25 protein-coding genes and 1 tRNA gene are annotated in these 24467 nt (G+C 42.2%); 16 read left to right on the forward strand and 10 right to left on the reverse strand.

Annotated elements, in window-relative coordinates; translation table 11 throughout:
- The first annotated feature begins 62 nt into the window (after nucleotides 1-62).
- Both AC5SV9_RS07545 and AC5SV9_RS07550 read left to right on the forward strand, forming a co-directional pair.
- Complete coding sequence (locus tag AC5SV9_RS07545; protein ID WP_475147694.1) at nucleotides 63-308, forward strand: helix-turn-helix domain-containing protein; 246 nt, start codon at nucleotides 63-65, stop codon at nucleotides 306-308.
- Nucleotides 309-402: 94 nt separating this feature from the next.
- Complete coding sequence (locus tag AC5SV9_RS07550; protein WP_475147696.1) at nucleotides 403-1173, forward strand: DNA/RNA non-specific endonuclease; 771 nt, start codon at nucleotides 403-405, stop codon at nucleotides 1171-1173.
- A 73-nt stretch (nucleotides 1174-1246) separates the two neighbouring features.
- Here the strand turns inward: AC5SV9_RS07550 and AC5SV9_RS07555 are convergent, their stop codons facing one another.
- Together AC5SV9_RS07555 and AC5SV9_RS07560 are read right to left on the reverse strand one after the other, a co-directional pair.
- Entirely contained in the window at nucleotides 1247-1819 is a 573-nt protein-coding gene (locus AC5SV9_RS07555; protein ID WP_475147699.1) for an imm11 family protein, read from the reverse strand.
- A gap of 2 nt (nucleotides 1820-1821) precedes the next feature.
- A complete protein-coding gene (locus AC5SV9_RS07560; protein ID WP_475147701.1) occupies nucleotides 1822-2544 on the reverse strand; it encodes an AHH domain-containing protein in 723 nt (240 codons plus the stop codon).
- Nucleotides 2545-2999: 455 nt separating this feature from the next.
- Between AC5SV9_RS07560 and umuD the strand changes: the two genes are divergently transcribed.
- The 4 genes from umuD (at nucleotide 3000) to AC5SV9_RS07580 (ending at nucleotide 7049) form a co-directional block, all read left to right on the forward strand.
- Complete coding sequence (umuD, locus tag AC5SV9_RS07565) at nucleotides 3000-3431, forward strand: translesion error-prone DNA polymerase V autoproteolytic subunit (RefSeq protein WP_475147704.1); 432 nt, start codon at nucleotides 3000-3002, stop codon at nucleotides 3429-3431.
- Entirely contained in the window at nucleotides 3428-4705 is a 1278-nt protein-coding gene (gene umuC, locus AC5SV9_RS07570; protein WP_475147707.1) for a translesion error-prone DNA polymerase V subunit UmuC, read from the forward strand. The genes umuD and umuC overlap by 4 nt, the downstream gene beginning before the upstream one ends.
- A gap of 472 nt (nucleotides 4706-5177) precedes the next feature.
- Nucleotides 5178-6200: a hypothetical protein gene (locus AC5SV9_RS07575; RefSeq protein ID WP_475147710.1), complete on the forward strand. Its 1023-nt coding sequence runs from the start codon at nucleotides 5178-5180 to the stop codon at nucleotides 6198-6200.
- Nucleotides 6201-6218: 18 nt separating this feature from the next.
- The gene (locus tag AC5SV9_RS07580; RefSeq protein WP_475147712.1) at nucleotides 6219-7049 is read left to right on the forward strand and encodes an SOS response-associated peptidase family protein; all 831 of its coding nucleotides are present in this window, start codon (nucleotides 6219-6221) and stop codon (nucleotides 7047-7049) included.
- A 263-nt stretch (nucleotides 7050-7312) separates the two neighbouring features.
- Here the strand turns inward: AC5SV9_RS07580 and AC5SV9_RS07585 are convergent, their stop codons facing one another.
- On the reverse strand, nucleotides 7313-8071 hold the full coding sequence (locus AC5SV9_RS07585) for a hypothetical protein (RefSeq protein WP_475147714.1): 759 nt from the start codon (nucleotides 8069-8071) through the stop codon (nucleotides 7313-7315).
- 445 nt (nucleotides 8072-8516) lie between these two features.
- Here AC5SV9_RS07585 and AC5SV9_RS07590 point away from each other — a divergent pair, with 445 nt between their 5' ends.
- From AC5SV9_RS07590 to AC5SV9_RS07625, 8 genes are all read left to right on the forward strand, one after another.
- Nucleotides 8517-10280 carry a DUF3987 domain-containing protein gene (locus AC5SV9_RS07590; protein WP_475147717.1) on the forward strand — a complete coding sequence of 588 codons (1764 nt, stop codon included), beginning with the start codon at nucleotides 8517-8519 and terminating at the stop codon, nucleotides 10278-10280.
- A 2-nt stretch (nucleotides 10281-10282) separates the two neighbouring features.
- Nucleotides 10283-11599, forward strand: coding sequence for a hypothetical protein (locus AC5SV9_RS07595; protein ID WP_475147719.1), 1317 nt, complete (start codon nucleotides 10283-10285; stop codon nucleotides 11597-11599).
- Nucleotides 11600-11735: 136 nt separating this feature from the next.
- Nucleotides 11736-12653 carry a tyrosine-type recombinase/integrase gene (locus tag AC5SV9_RS07600; RefSeq protein WP_475147721.1) on the forward strand — a complete coding sequence of 306 codons (918 nt, stop codon included), beginning with the start codon at nucleotides 11736-11738 and terminating at the stop codon, nucleotides 12651-12653.
- A gap of 2 nt (nucleotides 12654-12655) precedes the next feature.
- Entirely contained in the window at nucleotides 12656-14671 is a 2016-nt protein-coding gene (locus AC5SV9_RS07605; RefSeq protein WP_475147724.1) for an AAA family ATPase, read from the forward strand.
- A gap of 32 nt (nucleotides 14672-14703) precedes the next feature.
- Nucleotides 14704-15162, forward strand: a complete 459-nt coding sequence (locus AC5SV9_RS07610) for a DUF6641 family protein (RefSeq protein WP_475147727.1) — start codon at nucleotides 14704-14706, stop codon at nucleotides 15160-15162.
- Between the two features lie 56 nt (nucleotides 15163-15218).
- Nucleotides 15219-15665, forward strand: a complete 447-nt coding sequence (locus tag AC5SV9_RS07615) for a JAB domain-containing protein (RefSeq protein ID WP_475147729.1) — start codon at nucleotides 15219-15221, stop codon at nucleotides 15663-15665.
- Nucleotides 15666-15692: 27 nt separating this feature from the next.
- Nucleotides 15693-16100: a DUF2787 family protein gene (locus AC5SV9_RS07620; protein WP_475147731.1), complete on the forward strand. Its 408-nt coding sequence runs from the start codon at nucleotides 15693-15695 to the stop codon at nucleotides 16098-16100.
- The gene (locus AC5SV9_RS07625; RefSeq protein WP_475147734.1) at nucleotides 16100-16363 is read left to right on the forward strand and encodes a helix-turn-helix domain-containing protein; all 264 of its coding nucleotides are present in this window, start codon (nucleotides 16100-16102) and stop codon (nucleotides 16361-16363) included. Before AC5SV9_RS07620 ends, AC5SV9_RS07625 begins: the two co-directional genes overlap by 1 nt.
- Nucleotides 16364-17046: 683 nt before the next feature.
- Here the strand turns inward: AC5SV9_RS07625 and AC5SV9_RS07630 are convergent.
- From AC5SV9_RS07630 to AC5SV9_RS07640, 3 genes are read right to left on the reverse strand one after another with little or no spacing between them, the layout of a single operon-like run.
- On the reverse strand, nucleotides 17047-17409 hold the full coding sequence (locus AC5SV9_RS07630) for a hypothetical protein (protein WP_475147737.1): 363 nt from the start codon (nucleotides 17407-17409) through the stop codon (nucleotides 17047-17049).
- Nucleotides 17409-18410, reverse strand: a complete 1002-nt coding sequence (locus AC5SV9_RS07635; RefSeq protein ID WP_475147739.1) for a hypothetical protein — start codon at nucleotides 18408-18410, stop codon at nucleotides 17409-17411. Before AC5SV9_RS07635 ends, AC5SV9_RS07630 begins: the two co-directional genes overlap by 1 nt.
- Nucleotides 18403-19317 (reverse strand): MvdC/MvdD family ATP grasp protein, encoded by a 915-nt coding sequence (locus tag AC5SV9_RS07640; RefSeq protein ID WP_475147741.1) that lies wholly within the window; start codon nucleotides 19315-19317, stop codon nucleotides 18403-18405. The genes AC5SV9_RS07635 and AC5SV9_RS07640 overlap by 8 nt, the downstream gene beginning before the upstream one ends.
- Before the next feature lie 197 nt (nucleotides 19318-19514).
- Between AC5SV9_RS07640 and AC5SV9_RS07645 the strand changes: the two genes are divergently transcribed.
- Nucleotides 19515-19730 (forward strand): helix-turn-helix domain-containing protein, encoded by a 216-nt coding sequence (locus AC5SV9_RS07645; RefSeq protein WP_475148328.1) that lies wholly within the window; start codon nucleotides 19515-19517, stop codon nucleotides 19728-19730.
- A gap of 47 nt (nucleotides 19731-19777) precedes the next feature.
- Here AC5SV9_RS07645 and gapS4b read toward each other — a convergent pair whose 3' ends face one another.
- From gapS4b to AC5SV9_RS07665, 4 genes are all read right to left on the reverse strand, one after another.
- The gene (gene gapS4b / locus AC5SV9_RS07650; RefSeq protein WP_475147744.1) at nucleotides 19778-20908 is read right to left on the reverse strand and encodes a GapS4b family protein; all 1131 of its coding nucleotides are present in this window, start codon (nucleotides 20906-20908) and stop codon (nucleotides 19778-19780) included.
- Nucleotides 20905-21849, reverse strand: coding sequence for a GapS4a family protein (gapS4a, locus tag AC5SV9_RS07655; protein WP_475147745.1), 945 nt, complete (start codon nucleotides 21847-21849; stop codon nucleotides 20905-20907). The genes gapS4b and gapS4a overlap by 4 nt, the downstream gene beginning before the upstream one ends.
- 2 nt (nucleotides 21850-21851) lie before the next feature.
- A complete protein-coding gene (locus AC5SV9_RS07660; RefSeq protein WP_475147747.1) occupies nucleotides 21852-22862 on the reverse strand; it encodes a nucleoid-associated protein in 1011 nt (336 codons plus the stop codon).
- Between the two features lie 568 nt (nucleotides 22863-23430).
- Nucleotides 23431-23517 (reverse strand) — tRNA-Leu (locus AC5SV9_RS07665).
- 339 nt (nucleotides 23518-23856) lie between these two features.
- On the opposite strand from AC5SV9_RS07665, the gene AC5SV9_RS07670 reads away from it, so the two are divergent.
- Complete coding sequence (locus AC5SV9_RS07670; RefSeq protein ID WP_475147748.1) at nucleotides 23857-24354, forward strand: RDD family protein; 498 nt, start codon at nucleotides 23857-23859, stop codon at nucleotides 24352-24354.
- The last annotated feature ends 113 nt before the right edge of the window (nucleotides 24355-24467 follow it).

The following is a 24467-nucleotide window of genomic DNA, read 5'->3' on the forward strand; positions in this document are numbered from 1 at the left end:
CTATAATCTATAGACCGCAAGAGGGCAAATCATCATAGTCGCCTAAATTTATGAGGCTTTTGATGAGTAAGCAGTTTTTTAACGCCCTTGGGCAAAACGTGAAGAGCAGACGTCTGCAGAAGCAGCTAACGCAGCTGGAGCTGTGTCATGCTGCGGGTGTCGATCTGAGCTACATCAGTCGCATAGAACGCGGCCAGGTGAATGTAAGTATTGAAGCGTTATTGAAAATCTCAACAGCCCTTGAATGTAATGCAAAAGATTTACTGCCTGACAATGATGTGTCTGATTCTGATGGGACAGACAAGTAACACTACGTCTTATAATTCTGTACAAACTTTAGTCATCACTAAGTAACAAATTCTGCGCATGATGCTTTCTGGTTAACCAGAGAAAGGCATCAAAATGAAAATCAAAACTACCTTCGTGTTAGCAGTACTGGCATTTCTGTCAGCATCTCAAGCGTTCGCTGCAAACTGTGTTTATGGCTGCCCTACCGGTAAATCAGGCCAAACAATTGAGCGTCCTATCTACACCCTGCAAAACAACAGCAGTACTAAGTTTGCGAATTGGGTGGCTTATAAAGTGACTAAGAATACTATCGATGGTCCAAGCCGTACCCGGACATGGAAGGCAGATCCAAATATCAATTCAGCTTATACCCTTGAACCAGCAGACTACACTGACACGGCTGCGGTGCTTGGTACTGACCGAGGCCATCAGGTGCCGCTGGCTGCTTTTAGTAATACAGCGCATTGGGCTATGACGAATTACTTATCTAATATCACGCCGCAGTCGGCCAACCTGAATCAGGGTGCATGGGTGAAACTGGAAACTGCTGTCAGGAACCTTGCTCGCACCGGCCAGGACGTTTATGTCGTAACAGGCCCATTATATGAGTGGTACTTCGGTACGTTACCGGGTGCGGATGAAAGTCACATCATCCCATCAGGTTACTTTAAAGTGGTGATTACCGACAATGCAGGTTGGGTAGAGGCATCGGCTTTTATCATGGAGCAGAACTTAAGCCGCTCTGCGAGTTTTTGCCCTCGAGAAGTGACGATTAATCAGGTTGAGTCCCGTACCGGTTTAAACATCATGCCGTCGCTACCGTCATATAAAGAACCAGCTGTCGAAGGCCAGGTTGGTGGTTTGAAAACTGATCTTGGTTGCTGACGGTTTACCATACTGCCCAAGGTTAAGGCCTCGGGCAGTTTAACTACACTCCATATCTGCTATTGGCCCCTCATCAAAATATGTTTAATAAGTCTTCGTCGAACCGCACACCAGTAAGATGGTGTCTTTCACAACATTGCTTAAACGCTTCAGATACGAATAGCGCCTTATAACCTTCAAGCTCAGATTTAAAAATGTTTAAATCCTGCAGGCTATTTTCATCAAAGACAAGGGTTTCTAATCCGCACTCAAACCCGTCCAGATATTTTTTTAAGCATAACTCTGCCTGCTCTTTACCTGCAGACATACAGTTAAAAAAGTCATAGTGGACACCCTCGATTATTAGCGGCAATAACTCACCGTCTTTCGCAATTAAAGGCATCAGGCACTCTTTCGCTTTACTGTTCAGCAGTAAGAAGCCACCCCAAAAGGATACGTCAGGTAACGGTGTTCCGTTTTGAAAAGGTTCGCTTAAAGTACATTCTGGTTGCACCCAACGATCTTTAATAGTCTCGTGCAATCTGACAAACCGGCGAACCAACTTTAAATCTGTATCACCAATCAGTTCGGCAACTTGCATCAGATCCAAATCCGGCACTTCGTACAAATTAATCTCTCGTTTTAAGCGATAAACTTTCGTGCTCATAGTTAACTACTTCTTTTCTCTTCGAGGATTTTGACTGGATGCGTGCCAGTTTTAAGCTGCACTTTAACAGCATGAAGTCGATTTAAATAAAGTGCTTCAGGCAGATTGTCATTAGACAGCAAATCGCTAATCCACTCTTCATACTGATAGGTATGCAGCTTGCGGTGAGCTGGGGCATCAGGGGTAGCCCAATCATCCGGGGTATTTCGGACAAAGTTTCGGAGCCACACGCCGTTTACCGGATCATTAATACCAATGCCGTACTGATGTAAGTTCAGGCGACACGTCAACATATCCACTTTTAAATATCGACCTTTGCCTGGAATAATATGGTGGGCTTCGTGAAACGATGTCGGCTTCACCTCGCCTACGGCTCGCATATTTCTAACAAGGCGTTTTGTTGGGTGGTGCTCCTCAACCTGTAATTCAGTCGAGGATTTCAGCTTATTAGCAGCACGGTAATCTGTAAGTTGCGTTTGCAATCTAACATGGGCTGCGATTTTCCGACGCTCCATCCGTAGATGTTTTTGATCACGCTCACACTTGGCAATCCGCTGCAGTTTTGATAGTTGGCACTCGTTTTTGGGTGCTGCTTTGTGTCGCTCAAGATGAAACGCCCGAGCCTTAACCTCATAGTTATAGATAACCATTTCGAGTGGACTTGGGTTCAACGGGCGTTGTGGCATTGGCATAGCAGGAAAGTTGTTTGCGGTAGTTGGTTTCATCCTGAAGTCTACTCCCTATATCTCTCAACAGTTGACCGCATTCTAGTATCTGAGCTATTTGACATCAACCTTTTGTAAATCTATTTTTAACCAATAATTCACCCTTAAGGTTTGGTTATGGATAATCAGCGCGTCACTGAGCAACAGGCAGTGCAACTTCTGCAGCAATGGAATGGTGTGGGCCATGACTTGCCGTCTTTGGCAAAACTCAAACCAGCCAGCGATAAACAAGCAATACTCCTATTACTACCCGGCTATTTGTGTAATCAGTGGTATCAAGTTGGCGAAACCTATAGCTCTTACAGGGAGGCACTAACCTGCTTAGGCTCCCTAATAGATAGAAGCCGAACGACTTCACAGTTACCAAACTGAGCGAGCATTAAACTCCTTTGTATCAGAATTGCCAATTCTGGCCTGGCTGATATACTGTATATCCATACATATATGAGGTGGGTATGTCAGCAGTATTTATTGGTAACGCCGATTTCTGGCCGAAACAACAAATTCCCTTCTATAGCGATCCAGTCAAGGCGGGCTTTCCCTCACCAGCACAAGATTATGTTGAACGAACGCTAGACTTAAACGAACTATGTATTCGCCACCCTAATGCCACGTTTTTTGTTCGGGTTGAGGGTGATTCGATGATAGAGGCAGGCATTTATGACGGTGATGTATTGGTAGTAGACCGCTCTGTAGATGCCGAGCATGGTGATATCGTGGTTGCGGCAGTAGGCAATGAGTTTACCGTGAAAGAGTTATGTACCCGGCCATCGCTTATGTTGTTACCGCGCAATTCGGCTTACAAACCGATACGACCACGTAACGGTGAGGAGCTGAACATCTTTGGGGTAGTGACCAACGTTATTAGGCAAATGAAACGCAAATGACACCCTCCGTATTTGCGCTGGTGGACTGTAATAACTTCTACGCCAGCTGTGAGAAGTTGTTCCGGCCTGACTTAACGAACACGCCAGTAGTGGTGCTTTCTAATAATGATGGCTGTGTGGTTGCTCGCTCAAGAGAAGCAAAGAAACTCGGTATTAAAATGGGCGTGCCTGTGTTTCAAGTCCGTGAGTTAATGCAAAAACATGGTGTAGTAGCATTCTCTTCCAACTACGCACTTTATGCCGATATGTCACAGCGCGTTATGAGCACCCTTGAAAGCCTGGCTCCCAGGGTAGAAGTATATTCTATTGACGAATCTTTCTTGGATTTGACCGGTGTTGATTTTAGCCAGAGCCTGACCGAATTCGGCATACAAGTACGAAAGGTAGTGCATAAGTGGACAGGCATTACCGTCTGCGTAGGTATAGCACCAACCAAAACGCTGGCAAAACTGGCTAACCATGCAGCCAAAACATGGCCGAAAACCGGTGGCGTAGTCGATTTAACCTCTAAGGATAGGCAACGCAAGCTACTGGCCCTGTTACCAGTTAATGAAGTATGGGGTATTGGCAGCAAGCTAACCAAACGCCTGCAGCAACTGGGTATTGATACGGCACTGCAGCTGGCAGATGCTGATCCGAAGTTTATTCGTCAGCACTTTTCAGTGGTGGTAGAGCGCACGGTCAGGGAATTAAATGGTGAGTCTTGCATGGCGCTGGAAGAGATGGCACCAACTAAAAAACAGATTGTCAGTAGTCGGGCATTCGGTGAGCGTATAACTGACAAACAGCAAATGCAGGAGGCCATTAGCGAGTACGTCAGCCGGGCCTGCAAGAAACTGCGTACCGAACAACAAGAAGCTAAGCATTTAACGGTATTTCTTCGTACCAGCCCGTTTAGCGATAAAGATGCACCCTATAGCGGCAGTAAGAGTATCGAGTTAGATAAACCAAGCAGCGATACCCGGATATTTCTGAACAAGGCAATGCAGCTAATGGATGGGCTATGGGTTAGTGGCTATCGATACGCCAAGGCCGGTGTGATGTTGGCTGACTTTTACGAGCCTGGCGTTTATCAGCCTGGCCTTTTCGATGACCCACTAGTGCAGAGAGAGTCAAATCAGAAACTGATGCAGCTGATGGACAATCTGAACACTAAACACGCTAATACCATCTGGTTTGCTAGCCAAGGTACTAAGCAGGACTGGAGCATGAAGCGTGAACTTTTGTCGCCGGCCTACACGACTAATTGGCGTGAGCTGCCGGTAGCGAAGTAATAACCGCAGTGAGTAATTAACTGTAGTTGCCCCTGCTAAAACAGACATTACTAACTTGCCATTTGATAGCCCTACAGTCTCGCGGCGGCATCACTCTCAACCTCAGCGAGTGAAATGACAATAAACGTTTATCGCGATAGCTATTTGTTTGAAACCGGCGCTGCTTATCTGCATGCGCTGCCGGTAAATCGCCACAACCTGTTTGCTGTGATGGCTGGTTTTTAACTAAGGTACTAAGCGGAAAAACTCTAATAATATAAAACTCTAATTTCATGACAAATTAACAATAACCTCTATACTTTAAAACAGATTAATCACCTCTAACATTTTTCAATCCTTAAAGAAGTTAGTAATGAAGAGTAAAAATCTTAGCCAGGTTTATGCTAAGCAGGCCTTCCCATATAGCGTTTATTTATTATAAATGCGAAGGGGGGATTTTATGAAATTAATGAACTGTAAGGAACTAGCCTAAATGGATTGGCATTTATTCATAGCTAAGTTTCTAGAGTGGTATTTAATTTTCATTTGCGTCTGCAGCACGGCAAACTCTTTAGCAAATATAGAAAAACCCTCAGTTCTGTCAGTGATACTTTCTTTCATAATTGTTTTATTAAATTTCGGAGTTTTTGCGACGTGGGCAGCTGGCCATGCTCAACCTTCTGCATACACTTTATACACTATATTACTGGGTCCGGCTGTATTTATAAATTGTTTGAATTTCACTTATTCTTTATTCAAACTTGAAAAAAAAATTGAAAGAAAACTATTAATTAATGTCGAAAGGCCATTTTACTTTTACACTGTTCGTTTAATTTTCGTCTTAACACCTACAGCCATTTCGACAGCTTTAGCAACTGGTATTTTTAGCGGTCTAGCAGTTCAATTTAGTGATGCTCAATACCAGACAACGCCAAAATTTCAAGAAATTTTGAACTACAACAAAAAACAAAAGTTGGCGATGTTTGAAAGAACAAATAAAGAGTGCATCTATATTTTTAACCGGCTATCTCTTTATGATAAAGAAAAAATTGATTTTGACTCTAGTTTATTTTGGAGTGATGATGCCACTGCATATATTTCTGACGGCCCTAACATTCATATTAAATTCAGTAGACTTGCAACAGGCGAAGGCCGGCCATCAATGGACACGATTCGCCTTTCAGCAAAAAACTACAGCTGTCAGCACTCTAATGCTGACTTATCATTCATAAAAAAAGAAAACGGATACGACAAGAGCACGCTCCTAAAAATAATATATGATAGAATAAAAAACCAAGAAAAACTTAAAAGCTTACTGAATGAAGAAGAATCCCACCCAAGATTGATTGCATATGCTGCGGCTAATGTATATAAATATTTTGGCGAAATAAGGATAGATTACAGAGCATTAAATGATAGTGCAGAATTTGTAGACTTACTTAATTTATGGTTCTTTAGGATAGTTATAGGCGGTGTTTTTTACTTATCACTGATTTTAGATAAAAAAAACATTTAAATTTTAAGTTGGCGATTTATGTTGAGAGCAGCTTTATATTCGGAACTTATCGGCCATAATTCCAAAATATTAAGCTCTCTATCAGATTTCGATTATAAAAAATACGCTAAGCTAAAGCCTACAAAAAATAACTTATTAGTAGGATATAGCTTAATGTGCGGTAGACTTAACGTTATTGATGATCCAGGTGTTAGAGAACTATGCGAAGGGCTACAGATACAACTGTTCCCTGAACGTCAGATATTTAGCCGCTTTATCCGTGCCACTAACCCAGTCAGTATTGTTAGACAGAAGGATGGTATACGCAGAATTGATAACGCTATCTGGTGGCTGCTATTAGAACCAACAGCTACTGGCTTTAAGCCATCTAAGTACACTTCGTTTAACACTAGGTATGACAAGTTAGATGTTAAGGGCTCTGCAGGCTACCAGGCATACCGGCATAGCAGATGCGTTATTCCAGCTAAGGGATTTGGCGAAACGGAGTATGTGAACAACAAACCACAGCATTACCACGATATGGTTGCCAAAGATGGCGCTATTTTACTTGGCGGCCTGTGCCAGGAGTGGATTAACAAAGATACCGGCGAAACCGCACTGTCTTGCTCCGTGATAACCTTACCGCCGCACCCAAAACTGATGCATATTCATAGCAAGGCATCACCACTGTTACTGCCGATAGATATGGCTTTGGTAGACCGTTGGCTGGATGAAAACATCACTGATCCGAGTGAATTCCAGCCACTTCTACAGCCTAATATACCCTATGACCTCATTGCTACTCAGATAGATAAACCAAGTACTTTTAATGCTTTAAGTGGAGCAATTTTAATCGAGCAGGATATCTAATGCCTTTAGAGCTGATTATCACTGTCAAAACTGTCAAAACCTCTGACCAACCACTGCTAGTTTTGGTAAATACCTAGAAACCATCGAAGAAAACTAGCAAAAAAGCTGGAATAATGCAGATACAACACCTATATAACCACATGTAATAATACAACTATTACTTATATCATTGTATAGTAATAGGTTAATGTAACACTTAGCATTATTACCAATAGTTAATATGTAAATTAATAGCTTAGTTACTTAGTCTCCTGTTTATAAATTTACATACCTTTTAACTGCCAGAACACTTTGTTATATACCATCCACTTACAAAGCCTTATATGCTTTAGTCTCACACGTCTATTAGCACCAGATTTTTTAGTTTTACCTGGGATTGGTATAGCCTGAGTTTCAGGGGTTATGTCGGTAACAGTGATATAACCATAGCCATGAAGTCTTTGAAGTGTTTTAGTTAAATCAGTTGGACTATCAGAACCAACTAAATTCTTAGCTGAGTCAATCAAGTACCTAAAGTCGTTATCCTCTGTGTAAAGTGTTGCCTCTTTAGAAAGGTAATTATCTCTTATATAGACCCCGCCTAGCTCCCCGTAAGATCTCGCCAGTTCCATATTAGCTGCCATCGGCCTTACAACAAAAACAAATCCTTCAAGTTCTAACTTGTCATCATGTGTTAAAAATACATTGTGTAAATAAATAGCTAATTTGACGTCCGCCACAGTCAGAGACTTGTTGAAAAGCACATTCATCTGAAAGTAGTCAAAACCTCTAGATGTTCGCTTGGTAAAGTCAATTTCCTGACCTTTATCCAGCTTCAAATTTCGAGCAAGAAATGAATCCTTTAGCGCCTCTCGAAGTAGAGGCCGGTCAACCGATTCAGGGACCACTACCGTTGGGTTCTCTTTAGTCGCCAACTTGACGTTTTTTAACCTCTTTTTTCGGGGCTTAAATAATTTTTTATTCTCAGTATCTGCCGGTTTTGAGAGTATTTCCGGTAGTGTTTTTTCATGTTGCTTATTCATTTGCGTTAAACCTTTAGCCCAAAAGCGCAATAAGTCAATGATTATTATTGGATTTTTAGAAATCAATGAAAGTGTGACTTTTCGTAATAAATTCAAATCAGCAAAAATAATAGCTCATTTTTCAATTAAGCCCACCATATAGAACCTTAACTCAAAAATAAATATAAATTCCTACACCTCTGCAAGCCTTGATAGATATAACTCGCAACAAAATAAGGTTTAAAAATGCACGCAAATTCTAAATATTTCTGTGAATGCAAAAATCCTCTGCAGGCCTTATGGATACTGGCTTAAAGCAACTGTAAAGGTGTTATTTAGTGCTGCCTAGGTGGGTTCTGCACAGGATGAAATAATTGTTGGGTCTTAGCAATGGTGCGGGACAAAACGGTCGGTAAGACCATCCAGCAAATTAGGAAAGCCAAACGAGGCTTCGGAGTATATTACAATGAGTAAGAATCGGAAAGTATCAAGCAATTTAAAACGCCAGCAATCCAAGCGCCAAAAACTAGATGCGTTAAAAAGCAAGGCAGAAGTAGGTCAAAAAGGTACTGATGAAAAGCAGAAGAAAATTCCTAAAAAGGAAAACTCAGCTAAATCACGTGCTATTCGAGAATTCGATTTCAAAGCTGCCATCGAAAATGCTTCATCAGGCTCTTCGTCGAAAAAGAATAACTCTCAGACCGAACATGGCTTTTCGGCACTTTCACCTAATTCTTCCAAGAATGAAGGACCTAGTGATAAAGAGATTGCACAACATAATCTTGACGCTTTAGAAATGGCAGCCCTTCCGAAACCACCAAAAGTTACGGAAAAACATATGCCATCAACACTTTTCCGTTTCGTTATGGCAATTACAGCATTGTCAGACTCAAAGCTGTCATTCGCCGCTGCTGGGTTATACGTCGTACTTTGTAACTTGTTATCCCGCTTTCTAGTCGTTCGGGTAGCAAACGCTTTCGACTTTTATGACGTTGAAGTAAATATCTCAGGACTAATCGTGGGAGAACCAAGCACTAATAAATCACCTGTAATCAAGAAAATACTGGAACATGCCATTAAGCTAATCCGTCAAGGTAAGCGCGGTGACTCAGAAAAGACGATATTTGATATCGAAAAAGAGAAGATCCAGCTTAAGAAGGCCAGAAAGAAAATCGACGAAGCTGAAGAGATTCGTGCTACAGATCCAAAACTAGCAATGGAACTAGAAGCTGAAGCCCATTCATTGCTTGCTCAAGGGAAAAATTCTGATTGCCGCAAGAACTTTATCATCAGCAAGTGCACTCTATCATCTCTTGTTCACAAGGTCTCAAAAACTAATGATCCTCAACTAATGGTTCATGAAGAAATGGGCGAATTACTGACACTCACCCAAAAGGCTGGAAATCCAATGAAGGAGTTCCTTATCGGTCTGCTGGACGGCAACAGTATTGAGAATTACGAAAATAGATATCATGAATTCGAAACGAGCGGCAAACGCTTGAGTATTCTTGGAGCTGTGCAACCTGAAGTTGTTTCCAAAATTGTTATTTCAGTCAATGACGGCTTGATCCAGCGCTTCCCTATCATCGCTTACGAGAACACTGTTTCAGAGCAAGATATCACTTTGAACGCGGCTCAGGTTACCAAAAGTTTCGATAAGTGGAACTCCTTGCTGACACACTTAACGAAGCATCCTGAAAAACGCTTTGACGCCTACCTTACTACTGAAGCACTACAAGAATTAAGCCTAATAAAAAGTCGTTTTGCTACTCGGATTAATGACAAGCTAACCAATGCGATACTCAAAGGCCTATTTGGCAAGCGTCCTTCGTTTATTCTCTCAGTTGCTACTGCTAATGCGTTCATCCGAAACTGCGGTTTTAAGTCTCTGAAAATCGAAGTTGAAGATATTAAACAGGCGGCTGCGTACGCTGAATTAAATGAAGAGCACTTTAAGATCGCCTTTGGTTTCACTGAGGTCACGCAAGAAAAGCGTGCACTGGAACTGCTTAATCGCATTATGTTTTCAAAGTTTGCAAAGGAAAAATTTACAGCTAGCCAGATTGCCAAAAACGAGTGGCGCGGCTTTAAAAAGTCCTCATCAGTCGAAGAGCTATTAAATATCCTTAAGGAATACCAACTTGCCTATCAGTTAAAACCAACTGCTACAAAAGAGGGTGGTCGTCCGACAGTGTACTGGTTAATTAACACAGATTTGTTGGAGGCCTAAATATGCCTATGTTTAACGCGAAATCTATTGACGTTGAACATTTTGAAGACCTACAACCTTCATTGGGTGCCTTTCGGCACTCAATGAACAAAGGAATTTCAGTTGAAGATTTTCAAAATGTCATAACAGACAACCCTATTCCAGCATTTGAGCTGGGTGCACTTAAGATGTCATATAGTGCGGAGCCTCAACGCCCAGAAGTAGGAATTAACCACCTGTATGCTTATGACACATTATTACGCAGCCAAATCGCAACGCCTGCGACATGGGGGTTAATACCTGTTATTGATTCAATCAACTTTACTGCCCCGGCGAGTAAAAAAGAACTGCGAAAAATCCATGCACTTCTCGATGGAAATAACATTGAAGATTATGGCCTGCATGCCGTCATGGATACCGGCAACCACAAGACATACAAAGCAGAGGCGAAGGTGCGCAATTATTATCTCCGTACCTATCGCATCAGATTACTAAACACAGATGACACTAAATCGGAACCAATATATTTTTCTTATGGTTCGAAGATTACTGCTCGCAAAAGCAAGCGTAAGGCTCTGCGTTTCTCTTTTAACCCGGCACGATTTACAAAAGGCCAAATTAACGAAATTTTTAGCAGTCTGAATGACACTGGTGTATTCAAAAACCTAGAGCTGACATTAGACAAGGCGAACGTAACTCGCGTGGACCTTGCTTTAGATTTTATTGGAATACCAGCGCCAATGTTGTGTGTTGCTCAAAGTAACGTTAAGAAATACGTTGCACTACCTAAAGAGCCTGAAGACGGCATTGGTCAAACATTCTACATGGGGACTCGCAACAAAACTCGTGTTGTAATTTACAACAAAATCGCAAAACAGCTGAGCAAACGTCAACGACACGTAGCTGGTTTAGCGGGCCCTGATAGTAATCCGTTTGAATTGGTCAGGTTGGAATGGGTAATGATGCCCCAAGGTAACAACGGCAAGGAGATTAAGTTACCTGACCTAAATACAATTTCGTCTTTATTCCGGATGAAGACATTCTATTCTCCTCTAATTTACTTGGAGTATCCAACTTGTCATAACGACTTTTTAAAAAAAGGTGTCATCAAAACGCTTATGTCTGAGTCCAAAAAACTCAAAAAGAACGGCAAACCAATGTCAAAAGAGGCAATCAAGAAAAAGCAGAAATTAAGTAAATCCATGCGTAACGCGCAGATCAAAGCCATGTTTAAAAACATTGAGAAGTACAAAATGCATATCAATCAGACATGGTTTAAGAAAGAGCAGAAAGCAGTTCTCAATCAATTAGTGAGCGAAATCTTCGCTTTTGCCCGCTAAATTACTGAAATTACCGTGTCAGAAATACCACTCGCAATTCCACCAACACCAGCGCTACCATAGTGTAGCGCTATCTTCTGCGCTCCCTTTCTCACCCTATTTCACTCTGATTATCACTATTTAACGAGGTGCTCTTATGAGTACAGCTTCGCCGTATTCGCTTTATTTAAGCAGGCTATCGGCTAACAGCAGAGCGTCTATTGCATCGCAGCTACGTAGCATCGCTAAAATCATGGACTGGCCGGAAGATGATGTTAGCCGGTTTCATTGCATCTACTATCAGGACATGCTGCAGATACGCGCTTTGCTTCAGCATGCTGGCTGGTCAGCACGTTCGATTAACCGCGCACAAGTAGCTATTCGCAGTATAGTCAAAGTTGCCGTGATGATGAAGCTAGCCGATAGCGAGCAGCTTAATCAGCTCAGCAGCTTAAGTAAGCTAAAGCATGCCGAATATCACGGCACGGCGCTGACTAAACAGCAGGTTCAGGCGCTCTTCACCCTGCTTGAACACTCTATTACCCCTACCGGTATTCGCAATGTTGCGCTATTCGCGGTACTGCTCGGTACAGGGCTTCGGCGCAGCGAGTTGGTGGCACTTCAGCTTAAAGATGTGGATATCAACAAGCAGACTCTGCTGGTGCGTAACGGCAAGGGCAATAAATCCCGCACCGTGTTCTTACCCGATTGGTGCCTTAACTATTTACAGCGCTGGTTAGTACTGCGCTCCAAGCAGCCGGGATACCTATTTTGCTCGATGTTTATGAGTGGCGCTGTCACGCTTGATAAGCCGTTAAGCGTTTGGCTGGTCTATAGGCTAATCAAAGACAAGTTACAGCATATTGGTGTCGAGAATGCCTCACCGCATGATTTACGCCGCACCTTTATTACCCGTCTGCTTGAGCAGAACGTCGATTTAAACACAGTCAGGCAGATGGTCGGTCATGCGTCGATTACTACCACAACCATTTACGATAAGCGTGATATGCAGTTTATGCAGCAGGCGGCTAAAGCGCTGAGTTATGGAAGTGGTAACGGTAAAAGCGGGAGGTAAGCATGATTACCCCACCCAAAACGCCAGTGCCGTGTCATTATCTGGCCGCGTTTTATGCTCGGGAAGTGATTAGCCTGATTGATGTTGATATCAACCTAACCAGCGTGAATCGCACTATCTTAAAGCGCATAACCGGCCATGCGGTTGAAGGCAACTTAGAGCTTAATACCGAGATAGCACTTAAACACCTAACCATTACTGATACGGCTCCTGAACTTACTGACCGGGTTAAGCAGAACTTAGCAACGCTTTGCACCCTGTTTGGCGTTGATGCGGCCTTTGGTCCTGCGCTGGGCTTTTTGGTGCTCATAAATATCAATCAGGGGCTTAATCAGCTGGTGGATTTTGCTGGCGGTTACTTTGAAGAAAAGGCGCTGGAGAAGCTGCTATGCAACGTGTCCGGTTTAAGTGCTAATGATGTGAGTGTTGGTTTGTCAGCCATGCAACAAAACGGCATTTTGATTGTTGACCGCTACCTCAATGAGCTGCAGGACATCACGATACCTGTCAGTATGCTGTATGTACTGACCAGTGAGAATATCGAGAGCAAAGCGCAGCTATTGCAGCATGTACTCTGCCCAAGCTCAGTGATTGATTTAACCACAGATGATTTTAGCTATGTTGATGTGGCACTGCTGCGAGGGTATCTGGCTGAAGCCATTATTCAAAAGATTCGCGGCGTTAATATTCTGCTTTATGGTGAGGCCGGTAGTGGTAAAACGGCCCTTGCCAAAGTGCTGGCGCAAAGTCTGTCGATACCACTTTATGAAGCCCGCAATATGCGCATGGACGAAGGCTTTTTATCTAACGAGTTTGGCGCAAAAAGCTCAGACACCCAGCGTATTCAGTACATCACCATGCTGCAAAGCTTAATGGGCGGCAGCGACATGATGCTACTGGTCGATGAATGCGAAAGCCTGTTTTATAGCGCTGATACGCATTACTCCAAAGAGTCCGTGCATCGGCTACTTGAACAAAACGCGGTGCCAACCATTTGGATAACCAATTACGTTGGTGAGTTAGAGAACAGCTTTATTCGTCGCTTTAAGTTGGTGATGCCGGTTCATGCACCCAAGGACGAAGTGCTGGAGAAAATGAGCCGTGCAGAGTTTAAAGGCTTAGGCCTAAGTAGTGAGTTTCATGTTCAGCTGAGTAAAACCCCAAACCTGACACCGGCACTATTAGCCAATGCCTCCCATGTCGCACGAACACTAGGTGTTAAGCGCAGCTTGGCACAAGGCGTTATAGATGATGTGATTGAAAACAGCCTCACAGCCTGTGGGTTATGGGATGACACCATGCGCTATCAGGAAGAGCTAGCGTTTGATATGTCGCTACTGAACATCAAGCAACCAGCATCCGTGTTAAAGCAGATAAACCATGCCGTGGCTAATAACGCGCCTATACGGGTGTTGATTAGTGGCCCACCCGGTACAGGTAAAACCGCGCTGGCGCATTATTTAGCTGAGCAGCACAAGCGGGAGTTAAAGCGGGTGCTAAGCTCAGATGTACTGAGTAAATATGTGGGCGGCTCGGAGAAACAAATCGCCAGGCTATTTCAGCAAGCGCACCGCAACAACCAAATGTTACTGCTTGATGAGGTCGACAGCCTGCTGACCAGTCGGGAGCGTCTAAACATGCACCATGAGCGGCAAGTGGTTAACGAACTGCTGGCGCAGCTTGAGTGCTTTAGCTATCCGCTCTTTGCTGCAACTAATTTCGAAACGGCTTTGGATAGCGCCATACTGCGCCGCTTTGACTTCAAGCTGCAGTGTGACTACTTGACTGCGCCGCAAGTGTTAACGCTGTACAAGCGCACTGTGAGCGTCCAAACGCTATCAACGTTAGAGACTGAGCAGCTAAGTTCGCTTAGCAGACTTACACCCGGCGATTTTGCACTTTTAACCCGTCGTTTGCGCTTTAGCGCAGCGCACGAACATCGTCAGTTAGCGCTTGCCGTACTGACTGATGAAAACAACCGCAAGCAACCTAAAACCTCCATCGGCTTTGTGCAATAGCCACTAAGCCAACACCATAAGGAAAACACACTATGTCTATATTGAGTTCGCTCAAGGTTATCGCTCGCCCAAAAATTGAGCCCAAACCACCCATCCTAGGCAAACGCCTAAAATTGATTGAAAAGCTGGATGAGCAGCAGGCGATGGCGCAGGCTATGTTAGATGGTCATGCTTATGAAGCCTACAAGGATAAAAAGGTGAAAGACCCCGATACCGGTGAGCGCAAAACCGTACGCACACGTAAAGCGGTTCGCCCCTGGTACTTTGATGACAACGAGCACTACTACTTTGAAATCAAAGTCGGGCTCAAAACGCTTGAGCTGGAAAAAGGCAAAGCGGCGATTGATGTCGGTAAGAAAGAAGATTTACCCACCGTCATTAGCACCATCATCAAGGCCGTTGAGACTGGTGAGCTGGATGCGCAGATATTGCAATTGTCACCGGCAAAACCCCCGAAACAACAGAAAGCCAAAACCACGGATAAAAAGTGATGCGATGTGGCCGGTCACTGTGCCGGCCAAAGTTTAAAAGGTTTTGGAGGTGAGGAATGCCAACCTTACGCGAAATAGATGTGAAGTATCGGTTCAAAGAAATCGACTGCGACATTACCGGCATGCCAGTGCATCAACCTGCTGCCATAGCCCGACTATTCGACCACCTGAAGTATGAAACGAAAGAAGTCTTTATTGTCGTTAACCTAACCAAGCAGCATGACATTAACTGCTTTGAGGTAGTGGCCACAGGCAGTGTTGACGCCGTTACAGTGCGACCGGCTGAAGTACTAAGAACCGCCGTCATTCTAAATTTAAAAGTGGTGATGCTGATCCATAACCATCCATCCGGGAAGACCGACCCGAGCCGGGCAGATGTCCGCATTACCCGTCACATCATTGATGCGGCAAAAACACTGGATATCACGGTACTGGACCACATCATCATTGGCCTTAACCAGTACACCAGTTTGCAAGAAACCCACCCCGACATTTTTCAGTAACACCCTATCTATTCAGGAGTAAACATTATGCGTATTCAGTACGAGGGCTTAGCTTTGCCTGTTTCAAAGCGATTTATCGATGCACTGATCAATGCTATCGAGCCACACAGAGAGCCATTAGCAGAGTTTGTCTGCGTAAACTTTCGGGACCCGAAATACAGTGCTGAACATGGCGGCTATCACCCGGTAGAAATTCTGATGACAGGCACCAGTGGCCGTTACGACATCTGCTACATCACCGACTTTTGTTATGCCGGTATTGGTGATTGTGCGGAGCTGGTGAAATCACTCGATTTTGAATTCATCGCGGGCACCTTCCAGGATATGACCGGCTACTACCCTATCGAAGTCGCCAGAGAAATCTACCCAATGTGGGAAGACAACTTTTTAACCTACTGGCTAGATATGGGGGTTTTTGAGGTGGAGGTAAGCTAATGGAAGCATACAAACCAAAACGCGGTGAAGCACACTTAAAAACCAGCCCCAAACGGCTTGCGCTTGGTAATTGGTTACGGGAGCAGCGAAACGCTAAAGGGCTTACCATGCGCGACCTATCTGCAATCAGCGGCAAGCCGCACAGTTACTTTGGTAAGATTGAGCAAGGTATTCGAGGGTTGGATATTCTGGAGTTTTTGGAGCTCTGTCAGTGGCTCGGTATCGATTTCCGCAGTGCCATAAAGAAGATTGGAGAGCTTTAAAATCACTTATTGTTTCTGGCTCAACTCTAGACAACAGAGTTGAGCCCAGTGAAGCACACACTTGCTTTTCCATCCCGCAGGATATTAATGTAGGTGGTAAACTTTCATAAGTTACCGAGTTTATAACTTCCTAAGGTTATTCGTTTGAGATCTTTATTATTCGTTCTTTTAATAGCTTCAACCTCTTTATTGGCAAATGAACTGTCTCTAGATACTCTGCGCTTTGCCTCTGATAATACGATGGCAAGAGAAATTGCTAAGTGTGAGGTAATTCATGAGAAAATGTATGGCCCAACAGAGGTTTCTGGCAAGTTTAAAACTCATAAGGGTAGAATAAACTCCAGACATTAAGCCAGATTTGAAATGAAATGTTTATAAAATACGATTAGAACATTAATGCGCAAACTCCTTAGAAAGCAATACCAACTATAGTCTACTTCGAGTTCTATCATATATTGATTCGTCATCGACGGACTCTAGTGTAAATGTATTAACTGTAGTGCAGACCAAGACTTCATCATCCGAAGGTTCCGTACTCTCAGTTGAGTAAGTAGTCCCAAGAAGTGCATTATTTAAAACTGTATCAACCACTTCACTATACTGTAATACGTATGGCTTCATGAACACCTCCGAATATACCTTGCTTTGGTATTAAGTTAGGGACTCAAGCTCTGCAAACATCATCAGTTAAATTTAGCTATACTTTCATCATCAACTGATTCATGTGTTCTCGTTACCGTAGTTCTGTCGACTCCGTTATAAATTACATCATCATCAACAGCTTCGACAGTCTCAGTTAGCTTTGTTGTACCGAGCATTGAGATCACATCATCGTCGATCTGCTCTAACGTTTTAGTTATTGTCGTTGTATCAGAGAAAATAACATCATCATCAACAGATTCATTGGTGTTCGTTCCAAAAGTAGCCATTTGGATATTCTCGTCGTCAGTCGCCTCTATTGAGTCCGTTTGGAAGGTACTATTATCACTTTCCAACAAGCCAGATAAAGCAATCGTTTTGCTATATTGTAAAACATATGGCTTCATTAAATCACCTCACTTATGAAGATACTATTATCATTAATAAAGGATTCCTCAACCCTTGACAAATGTACGTCCTTTCCGATTAATATTAAATATTCAGCTAGAGAAGCACACTTTAAGTTTTCAGCGCGACATAAAACCAAAACTTTTCTATAATCTTTGATCTCTTTCGTAAATAACACAACAGTATCAATATCTAAACTATCACTTTTCAAATATATACCTGAACCACCTCTTCCATCAGTTAAATTTGCAGATAAACTTCCGCCCAGAGACACCATAAAAAACAATATGGTCATCGACAAAAACAAAGACATTAGAAACTTTCTGGCATTTAATACATTTGTAGCAAGTTGATTTGAAGTTCTTAATGTGAATAGTAAATCAAAGTACAGACTTTCCGCTACAGCTCTCTTTGTAGAATTCTCTACAATGCCTTTGACAGTAGATTTCGATGTGCTTCTTGTTTTTATACCATCAAATATAACGCAGAAAGCTTGCGATAAAAGTAACAGAGTTATAAACAAAAAGGCTAGATGCCACTTAGTCATACTTACTTTCACCGACTCACTGAAAAGGTATCCTACGAATGCTGCTGAAGCAGTCAAAATGGACAAATTGGCAATTATTTTGTCATTCAATACTGATAGTGGTTCTCTGGCCGCAGCGACTTTTTCTTTCAGAAACTCTGTTATTATATCTATTTGATCAGGATCTTTTCCATCTAGCTCATTTTTAAAAAACTCAAATTTCTCTTCCTCAGCGCCATTTCTGTAATGATAAATATCTTCCAACCTAACTAATTTTACAAAACTAAATTTGAAATAAAATGGATGTTCTCTTGAAATTGAGAAACTTAGAATGTGATGAATAACACTCCCACTATGAAAGGCAAAAATTGATACCCTAAAATCATGAAAATTTTTAAGAGAACCAAAAGAACTATCATTAGAAAAATTTAAGACAGGGCTTAAGTTTATTAGGTACTTAAAAAGGCTAAACATTTAGGTATTCCACTATTTTTGAACTGATATCTATGCCTGCCATTTCTTCAAGCCATGCCCACTGTCCGTTAACATTCATTTCTAAGAAAAACCACTCATTTTCATAAACTATGAAATCGAAGCAGCCAAAATCCATATTCATCTTTTCCATGTATTCATTGCACTTAATCTTTATTGGATCTGGAGTATCAATATGCTGGTATAAATTCTCAGCTCCGTTTTTTCTCCAGTCTATTAAGTTGGTTGACTGTATTTTCACTGCAAAAAAATTTCCACCTATCACAGTCAACCTAACCTCAAAATCTTTACTTTGATACTTTTGAAAGTAAGCTGGTGAAAACGTTAACGCCTCGACATCACATTCTGGATTGTACAGGTTTGTTTGCACAAACTCTTTATGGGTCGAAAATACTATAGTTCCGACTGCCAGAGGTTTTACGACAACATCCCCATCACTAATAATGGAGATATTGGATATGTTATTTGTAATAACAGCTGTAGGCTGATTAAACCCACATAGTTTCGCAATTTTGCCTTGATATACTTTATTATTAGCAAGCTTCATTATCGATGGCTTTGTCAAACAACGACCATCAAAAATCTCTGCGATACCTTCAATAAGGGTAAACAACTCTTTTGCTGCGAACTGATCGTATGGACTGTCAAATAATTTTTGGAGTTGGCTATTCGATGGCTTTCGGTAATAAATGGATTTACAGCAATCTGAATTGATAAAGGTGTCTCTTGATTTGATTGAAAAAAAATCCGCGCTAACAGAAATATCGTAAGCAAGCATGTTATCGACATCCAGCCTGAAAAACTCAACTGCTGAAGAATATCTTGAGATTATCAAGTCGACTGTTTTATCGTATGCACTTGTTATAATTAATATTTTTTTATTTTTCATTATCCATGTTTTTTTGGGTTTGTAACTTGGTAATCAGATAGATTATCTGTACATGAATTGGTCGCGGAAAACAATAGATAGCGCTATTTAAGCAATTAGTTGACCACTACATATTTCTTTTTTGAGGTGGAGGTTAGCTAATAGAAGCGTACAAACCTAAACGGGGTGAAGCCCACTTAAAAGCCAGCTCTAAACGCATTGCTCTCGGCAATTGGTTACGGGAGCAGCGAAAGGCTAAAGGTCTTACCATGCGCGATATGGCTGCGATCAGCGGCAAGCCTCATAGCTACTTTGGCAAAATCGAACAGGGTATTCGGGGGCTGGACATACTGGAGTTCATTGATCTATGCAAGTGGCTAAGCTTACCACCTCTTAAATCGTTGCAGTCTGTTATTGATATTGTATATCGATAACAGAGTTAAAGAGGTCTAATCATAGACCTCTTTAAATTAACAGAAATTTAGTTCCTTTCAGCAACTATTCGCTCGAACTCTGTCTCTAAAAGACTTCTAAGATTACGCGAAATCTGAGCATTCAATTCCCTTTTGGCATCTGAATTTACAGAATGGTCATGAGTAACTCGTAATACCTCGAAAGTTAGTTCAGCATCATCTTTGGCAGTCTTACCCTTCAACGGTGTACTAAAAAAGAAACCAGCTCGAAACTCACCGGTGTTTGCAGCTGAAACATATCTAAATGTAACATCTATTCTCTGCACATGGTAATAGGGATAATACGTTTCATCAGCTATCAAAAAGATATCGTTCAGTTTTTCTCCATCAATTTTAAGACGTTTAACAGTCTGGTTCATCCAAGACACTTGCGGATCATTTGGAAGTGGTGGTCCAGATATATCTCGACTTATTTCCATATCATTGACATTGCCCTTTTCGATAAAACGTCCATAACCCCCAGTTAATCTTTTGAAGAAACGAACCCGCTCGACATTTGAAAAACTGTTAAAGATAATACGTCTCTCTACTTCGCTAGTTGTAGCTCCAGACTCTTTCAAGGCTTTGGATATACGGGCTGTCATTCGTCTATTAATTATCTCTGTTTCTTTAGAGGAATGAGTTGACGAGAAATCAAGCTTCAAATTTTTACCTTGACGCTCAATAGCGATTTCACCATCAAAGCGAAGCTCTCTTTGTGTCCAATCTTTACTGAAATCTTTGCGAGAAATTGAGAACGGAATGCGGATTTTATCTTTTCCTTCAACCACTATTCCTGGAACATCAATTACTTCAATATTTTCAATACCAGTAAACGGGTTGAAGTCAGTATTAAAAAGTTCTTTCAGGGGAGTAACCCAATCGGAAACCGTATTCACCAAATCAAGGGAAGATACTTTTACTTTTGGTTTTGAGTCTCGGTCAACAGATGCATCAATTAGTGCCGAATAACCAGACGGAGTTAATATAGTAGCAGCTAAAAGAGGGACTGTTGCTGACTTATCATTACTACCAGAGAAGATTCCTTTTGTTTTCAGAGCCAAATGAACTTCACCGTAGGAAATGTGTTCGCTATTAAGTAGGACGCGCAGGTCAGCACCTAATGGAATCAAGTAGTTTGAATCTAAATTCATCATCATTGCGGAGCCTTCTGGAGTAAGTCAAGAATAGAGCGATTAAATGAAAAAGGAGAAATTTCTTCTGGTCTACTATGAAATGCTAGTCTAGCTTGTCTAGCTAATTCATCATCACGTGCAGGGTTATAATTAGGCATGCCGATTTTAATTTTGCCTATTAACCCTGATGCAAAGCTCAATCCATATGCCATTAGATTTTTGTATGAACTAGAATCAAAGTTTTCATTTGCATAAACAATTAACTCTTTTGATTCACCTTTTGTCACAACAGCAGGTATGATGTCAGCAGCAATGAGTTCAAGTGGGAGCTCTTTTCCCGTCCGCATCTCGTTCACAGTTATTGATGTACCAATTCTTGGGTAAAAAAATTCGTAATCTCCCCCTACTGCCCGCATCCTCAAATCATCTACAACTTTTAAGAGGAAAGACGCTCTACCATTGTCAATCACATAAAAAGGAGCATCACAATCCGAATCGGGTCTACAATGAGCAAGATCACCCAGAATGCTTTTATCAATTTCTTCATGATCATTATGGAGCCAGATCAGAAGCCCTGCGTGGTGGCGGTTTTTCTTAGCCTTGAAGTTTGTTCCAATATCTCTCAGGGTTTGATTGTATTTAGCACAATCAATAGTCTGGCCTAACTCTTTTATATGGCTTTTAAATTGCGTTCTCAGTGTTCCAACCGCTGGATAACTTCCTAAGATATTCTTGTTCGACACATGAACAAACTCAGTACGATCATCATGAAAAGGGTTGTTATAAAGGTAAATCTGGTCTTCTCCATGACTTTGACGTGGTTTTCCCTCATCGTTTACATGGCTGGGAGTATTACAGCTGATTGAGATATTGTGGATTAGATGCTTCCAACCTATTCGGTCAAGAAGCGCTGTAGCCAAAGCTTCTCCAATTTCACCAGATTTCTTTGATTTTTCTCCAGCCATCTTTACGCTCCTTTCCTTTCGAAATCCACCACAGCCCGAAACCCGCCTTTTGTAACCTTAACTTCTATTGAGGATATTTTTGTTTCTGGGTTCGACACCAACAAACTTACACCTTCAGAAATCCGCGCCTTAGTGACCACATCTTTAGCGTATTTTGAGAGATATTTACTTTCTATTGGTGCGTTGTCGTCCAGCGTTATTCCATATTTAAGATGTGCACCATTCACAAGCTCGTCCAATTTTTCGTCATCGATGTAACCTTTAGAGATGTTTCTTAGATCTGACAATGACAGTGATTCCGATTCGCTTAGATGCTCCTCAATATGTTTTGCAAATTCAATCGCACTACCTGGAGTTTCCACTTTATTAGATATTGCCTTAATCAGTGTGCCGGCAACTTGAGCAAATTTTTTAGGTGTTTGGACAGGGGAGGCTTTTAGGAAGTTTTCGATCCAGTATTTAGTTTTTTGCCCTAAGTTATCAATCACGAAGACCTTGTTACTATCAGATAAGACAATAGCTCCCTTCTGAACTTTATCGAGAGACACTCCCTGTTTTTCAATAACTTGAATAACACCGCCTTCCTCTCCCACATCTAAGTAGTCATCTTTACTTTCAACCCTAAACAACCCCAATGCTTGCAGTGAGACGTCATCAACTCTTACATCATCAAAAAGAATTATAATAAATTCACCACCTCCAATATTCGGATGACCAGAAGATCCATAAAGGTGCTTTGCTATTGCCTCACTGCATTGTTTAAATTGATTCGGGTCTGAGAATAGATTTTTTGCATAATGGTGAATGGTGTTTAAGGAGATGTCAGACTCATGCGTCAGAAAGAACTCCTCCCCTCTCCTTATTACCGGAGATAGAAGGCTACTTAAAAGCAAGTCATCCAATGTATTGGATCTATTGCATTCGACAGGAGACAAATAAAACCCCTCGTCACGAAGTTTATTTCCCACCCTATGGACAATAATTTTAGAGACTTTCGTCGAACTTATATCCATTATCAATCCTATTTCGGCTGAATTTATAAACCAACAATTTATTTGACTCAACTGCATAGTCGTATCTATTGAAAGCCGTTTTGCCAATTCTTCAGATAACAAACCGTTCTGGTCTTACGCCATATTTATTGCCTTTGATTTGGTTGGCATCCTTAAACTTCGATAAATCTAGTAGCTTAGTGCCTAATTTGCCTCAAAAAAAAAAAAAGAAACCGGTACTATGCATGCCAATGACATAGAACCAACAGAAATAACCTCTATCTGGTCGTGCGCCTTAGAATTTAGTTTTACAATATTTGGCAGAATATGGCTCGGTACACAGCTGTAGTCGACGGCAAGATCACATCCTTGGTTATCCATCTCAAGGTTGGGAGATTTCAATATCATAGCTAAAACTAGCCCTGGTTAATTGGAGTAATTCGCCAATAAGCAGATGCTTTATGAGCTTCACGCGATAAGATGATTTAAGGTGATGCCGATCCATGCAATTTCCTTGAAATTAGTAACTAGAACATTACCAAATTAGGAAACAATGTCAAAGCATAAAGATTTAAGTTATTGAGTAATATGGTGCCTAGGGCCGGACTCGAACCGGCACGTTGTCGCCAACGGTGGATTTTGAATCCACTGCGTCTACCAATTTCGCCACCCAGGCATTGAGAGGACTTTTTCTTTTGTAACTAACCTAGTTACAGACCTTTGCAAAACTTTGCAAGAAACCTGCACTTTTAATAACTGCTGAATCGTAGACTATTCAACGAGTTATGTCTACCCCACCCCTAAGACGCTTTGCATTTTGAATCCGCTGCGTCTACCGATTTCGCCACCCAGGCACTGAGGGGTATTTCTGAGGTAAACGCCTGCATTATACGATGCGAATCACTGAGCGCAAGCGAATTTGTGACAGAACAGTGTAGTTGCACAAAAATACAGCAGCTTCGAAAAAGCCTTGCTGCATGCTACACTTGCGCCGATTTTACTAGCGGATATGACTATGTTTGCCGATGCACCCCGCGCAGGGTTAATTCGCCGTTTAGCGGCAATGATGTATGACTGGCTGATTCTGGCTGCACTTTGGATGGCGGCGATGGCGCTGGCACTGGTACTGGTTGCGCTACTTAACGCTGTGGGCATAATTTCACTGGCCAGCTATACCGACCACGCCGATTTTATCGCCCGGCATAAAGTGTGGTTTCAGCTGTACTCTGTTGCCTGGTTTTGCTGGTTCTACCTGTATTTCTGGTGTCGTGGCGGCCAGACGCTGGGTATGCGGGCCTGGCGCTTACTGTTAGTGCAACAAAATGGTCAGGCTGTAACCTTACGCCAGGCCATATTACGCGCCATTACAGCACTGTTTGGTGTTGGGAATTTATGGCTATGGTTACGCTTTGGTAAAGGCCTGGCACTGCAGGATCAGCTGAGTAACACCCAGGTAGTTGTACTGACTAAAGAACAAAGCAAATTGATCAACCTGCATAAAACAGCCCGCTAAACTTCCTGCTGACATCGGTTTACCCACACCAACACGCCGTGAACCCAATCCCTGGGGGCTCCTCTCAGCCCATTCAGGGCTGAGACGGTTGGCTTAGGGCATACCGATTCTGC

Source organism: Rheinheimera sp. ATLC3, from assembly GCF_059429535.1.